This window comes from Bartonella sp. AC62GZZY, from assembly GCF_042196525.1.
Lineage (GTDB): Bacteria > Pseudomonadota > Alphaproteobacteria > Rhizobiales > Rhizobiaceae > Bartonella.
In genome coordinates this window covers 1-4,262 of sequence record NZ_JBHIQN010000037.1, presented here as the reverse complement: position 1 = coordinate 4,262, position 4,262 = coordinate 1, and the positions used below count along the sequence as shown (strand labels likewise).

The following is a 4,262-nucleotide window of genomic DNA, read 5'->3' as shown; positions in this document are numbered from 1 at the left end:
TTTGATGGGAATAGATATGACTTTGTCAGCAGAATTATTGGCGGCAATGGCTATACTTACGAGACAATACCTACTGGTAGTAACATGTGGAAAGAATGGTGGAGAGTGATCATGAATCCCATAAGCTCCCATACTTGCCTTGGAGATGCGGGTCAAAAATGCCAAAAAAGGTATGGCTCATCTCATTTAAAACAAAAACCTTGAATTAAATCATGGAGGAAAAAATGAAACAAACTCTAAAATTATTAGGTGCTGTAACTTTATTAGGTATTGCAGGATGTCAGTTTAATAAAACTCCTGGAGGGTATTTGAGCGCGTGGGAGAAAAATGGTGTTACTGATTTTACTGAGATAGGAAAAGCATTGTTAGAATGTGGCATGCCAACCCCTTATGATAAGGATCCAGAAAATAGAAAGTTAAGTTTAAATAAAAAGGCGTTCATTGATTCTTGTATGGTTCAATCAGGATTCCGCTATAAAGATACAGAGGCAGGAACGTGGTGTGAGAATTTTCAAGGAAAGAATCTTCCGGCTTGTCGTCCAGGCGCTGTTGTTCCACAGCGCAGTGTCAAGAAGCGCTTAAACAGCCCGTTTTGTAAAAAATATAAAAATGCACCTGAATGCAAACCTTAAGTCTTTCTTGTGATGATCAACAATCTGCCATCCTTGCCTTTACTTGGAATGGCGGGATTGTTTTCTCAATTTACCATCTCAACTCAGTCCAGAACTGTCTTGAAAAACGGAGATAAAATATCAACAGGCTTTAGAGCCTTTTTATTGTAAATAAATCCATTGAAAGAGGGGAAAATGAAAAAAATCTTAAAACTATTGAGCTGCATAGCTCTCTTAACTACAGCTGGATGTGTTAACCAACCTCCTCCATCAACTTTAGCATTATGGGAAAAACCAGGTGTCGATAAAGCGATGATCCAACAATCCTTGTCAAAATGTGGTTGGAAACCGGTTTATGCTTCTCCTGACGATATGAATTCGTATGCGAGTGAATTTGCCTCAGTTTATGAGTGCATGAAAAAAGCAGGTTTCCGGTATAAATTGCAAGATTCAAAAGGGATCTATTTTACACAACCTCCAAAAAGTGGCTCATTCTTAAGCAATTTAATGATAGCAGGATATCAGCAGTTTATGGACAATGACACCTTTGGTGTGACCAATAAAACGAAACAGGAACGCGCTTTACTAACGCATTTTGAGGATGAAAGAAAACGTCAGCAAAAGCAAAAAGCTTTACAAAAGCGATCACCAAAGCGTCCTCCCCATCGTTAAAAAGGTCGTTAGATAAAATCATGAATGAAGTAGGGGATCAAAGCCGTCTACTTCTTCATCCACGCAGAGAGCCTTTTAAATTTGGTGGTTAAGATAATCTACAATAAGGCAGGTGAGGGTTCCATTACGGGGGATGCGCATTTTGAAGCCAAAGTCGTGGGGCAATCCACTGGATACGTTAAGCGGTTTAACCGAGGCTGGCGCATCTGGCAGTGTAACCGTGGGCTTTAAAACTGAGAAAACAGAAGCCTCTTCTCAAGTCTCCACAGCGGTGACAGATAGCATAGAAGGCGGACGCGCTGTTAATATGCAAGCCCACAAAGGCAGCATCCATGGTGTTGGCGCTGATATTATCGCTGGTACCAATCCAATCTATGTGCTGGAAAATGATGCACAGAGCGGAAATATCACCATGGAAGCAGGTGAAGATCTCACCTTTGAAAGTGCGCAAAACACGCAAAGCACACAAAACAGCAGTGAAAGTTCTTCAATGAGTGTTGGCACCGGTTATGGCACGGGTGGCGCAGGTGCAACGGGCAGTGCTGCTTTTAGTCAAGGGGAAGGTTCCAGTGAGGAAGTTCAACACAAAAACAGCCATATTATAGGCACCGGCACTGTTCATACCACGAGTGGGGCAAACACCACACTGGCAGGCGCCGTGGTTTCTGGAGAGCGTGTAGAAATGGAAGTAGGGGGTGATTTTGCCATTATCAGCCGCAGTGATACGGGACAAACTTCCAGCAAGCAAAACTCTGTTTCTGTTGGGTTTGGTGCTGGACAAACGGGTGGTGGGGGCTCCATGAGCGCCTCTTTCCAAAAGGATAAATCCTCTAGTGATTATCATAGTGTTGTGGAGCAATCAGGCATCAAAGCTGGTGATGGCGGCTTTAATATCATTGTTAAAGACAAAACAACGCTGACCGGAGGTATTATTGAAAGCACCGCGCCGGCAGATAAAAACAGCCTGACCACAGGAAGCATTAGCACCAGTGATATCAGCAACAGTGCGCATGCTAAAGCCAGCAGCCATGGGTTTAGCCTTTCTGGGAATGACACGATAAAGAACATTGCCAAGAATGTTTTAAATCACGGCAAAGCCAAGGATGGAGCAGAAGGGGAAACCAAATCTGCTATCAGTGATGGGAGTATCATTCTTACTGATATAACTGGACAGAGGGCGATGGGGCAAGATGCTGGACAAATCATTGGCTCTCTCAACCGCAACACCGCAGCAGCACACCAAGCAGTAGAACAGCTAGATGTCGCACCGCTTGAAGGAGCAGTGCATAATCGCCTAGATATGAGCAATGATTTATCGGATGAAGGATTGGGATACCTTGATAAAATTTATAAAATCACAAATGTTAAAGAGCACCCAGTAGGTGAGGTTGCGCATGATGAAAATGGCAATGTCCTCTATTTAACCGATGAAAATGGAGAACCTATAAAAGGCAATGATGGAAAATATATTACTCTGTATCACTTTTTAAAGCCAGAGGAAGAAAAGCATTTACAAAAAGGCCCTAATGGTGCTGTTTATATGTTCTACAATGGCATTTTTAATTCACCAGATGATGCTGCGGGTAATGCTGTCCAATTGGCTGTTAATAAAAATGGTCCCCTTTATTTTACATACTTTCCCCAAGCTGACGATGTGCTGGTAGAATTAGGGGTAGCATTTTATCAAAAGTTTTTTGAAGGGGGCTCTTGGGGGTTGACCAATTCAACCAAAAAGTTTCAAGATTTTATCTATCGTTATGGCAATGACAATGCTATTGTTGGTGGGCATAGCCGTGGTACCATAACAGTAAGCAATGGAGCAAATGACTTGCAAGAACATGGTATCCACGGTGTAGCCAAGAAAACAGACTTCTATCTTGTTGGAGCGGCTGCTCACATGCAATCGATGGCCAATACAGTAGATTATCTAAGCGATGGCGAAAAAAATTATATCTACACACAAGGTCATATGTTAGATCCCATTAGTACAGTGATTGGTTACAATTGGCCTACGGCTTATAAGGCACCTTTAAATCTAGATTTTTCACTTTTGGAGAAAGGTATAAAAAATCCTTTTTATATGACGATATTTGCAGCAAACAGTTTATTTACTATAGCAACTAATCCTCTCAGAGAGATGGGGAGAGCGGTCTGGGGCCTTAACCCGAGCCCCCATAATTGTTATGCTGATGCGAGTCGTGAGTGTCAAATTAATTATGGTTCATTTAGTTTTAACAAACTTTATTCAACGAGAACAGGGAACAAAAAATGAAAATGTTTTTTAATTTATTAAGCCTGCTCATTTTGTTAACGGTTACTGGATGTGACATTGAAAACATTGACAAACCTGCTCCAGGGTACGTGAGTATGTGGGAGAAGTCAGGTGCGGATTCTACTGAGGTAGGAAAAGCCTTATTAGAATGTGGAATGCCGAGTCTTATCGATCCTGATTCAGAAAATAGAAAGCAGAGCATCAATGCAAAAGCAACAACTTATACATGTATGATTCAAGCAGGATTCCGTTATAAAGGGGGAGGGAGTCCGTGTTATACTTTTAAAGAGGAAAACCTCCCCATTTGTCAGCCTGGTGCTGTCATCCCACAGAGAAGTGTCGAAAAGCGCTTAAACAGCCCTTTTTGTAAAAGGTATAAAAACGCATCTGAATGCAAACCTTAAGTTTTGTTTGTGATGACCGACAATCCCCACACTCACGTTTTTACATGCCTGTGCGGGATTGTTTCCTCAAGCAACCATTTCAATATTGTTCAACGTTTTTTTAAGCAGCGGTGACAGAAAATATCAACAGGCTTTAGAGCCTTTTTATTGTAAATAAATCCATTGAAAGAGGGGAAAATGAAAAAAATCTTAAAACTATTGAATTGTATAGCTCTCTTAACTACAGCTGGATGTGTTAACTCAATTCCCTCACTTTCTCCAGCATTATGGAGAAATAAAATACTTTTAGAATGTGGAGTACCG

3 protein-coding genes and 2 pseudogenes are annotated in these 4,262 nt (G+C 41.4%); all 5 read left to right on the top strand.

Features of this window, described 5'->3' with window-relative positions:
- Positions 1–204 (top strand): annotated as a pseudogene (locus tag ACFIML_RS08875) (filamentous hemagglutinin); the annotation flags it as partial.
- Positions 205–224: 20 nt separating this feature from the next.
- Positions 225–632: a hypothetical protein gene (locus ACFIML_RS08870; RefSeq protein ID WP_375687972.1), complete on the top strand. Its 408-nt coding sequence runs from the start codon at positions 225–227 to the stop codon at positions 630–632.
- A gap of 174 nt (positions 633–806) precedes the next feature.
- Positions 807–1,283, top strand: coding sequence for a hypothetical protein (locus tag ACFIML_RS08865; protein WP_375607640.1), 477 nt, complete (start codon positions 807–809; stop codon positions 1,281–1,283).
- 151 nt (positions 1,284–1,434) lie between these two features.
- Positions 1,435–3,555, top strand: a pseudogene (locus tag ACFIML_RS08860) (hemagglutinin repeat-containing protein); the annotation flags it as partial.
- Entirely contained in the window at positions 3,552–3,959 is a 408-nt protein-coding gene (locus ACFIML_RS08855; RefSeq protein WP_375607619.1) for a hypothetical protein, read from the top strand. The pseudogene ACFIML_RS08860 and the gene ACFIML_RS08855, both read left to right, overlap by 4 nt.
- Positions 3,960–4,262 lie beyond the last annotated feature (303 nt).

Bases quoted from the DNA above. Each gene is read 5' to 3' on its own strand.
- ACFIML_RS08865 (WP_375607640.1), top strand. From the start codon at position 807: ATGAAAAAAATCTTAAAACTATTGAGCTGCATAGCTCTCTTAACTACA.
- ACFIML_RS08870 (WP_375687972.1), top strand. From the start codon at position 225: ATGAAACAAACTCTAAAATTATTAGGTGCTGTAACTTTATTAGGTATT.
- ACFIML_RS08855 (WP_375607619.1), top strand. From the start codon at position 3,552: ATGAAAATGTTTTTTAATTTATTAAGCCTGCTCATTTTGTTAACGGTT.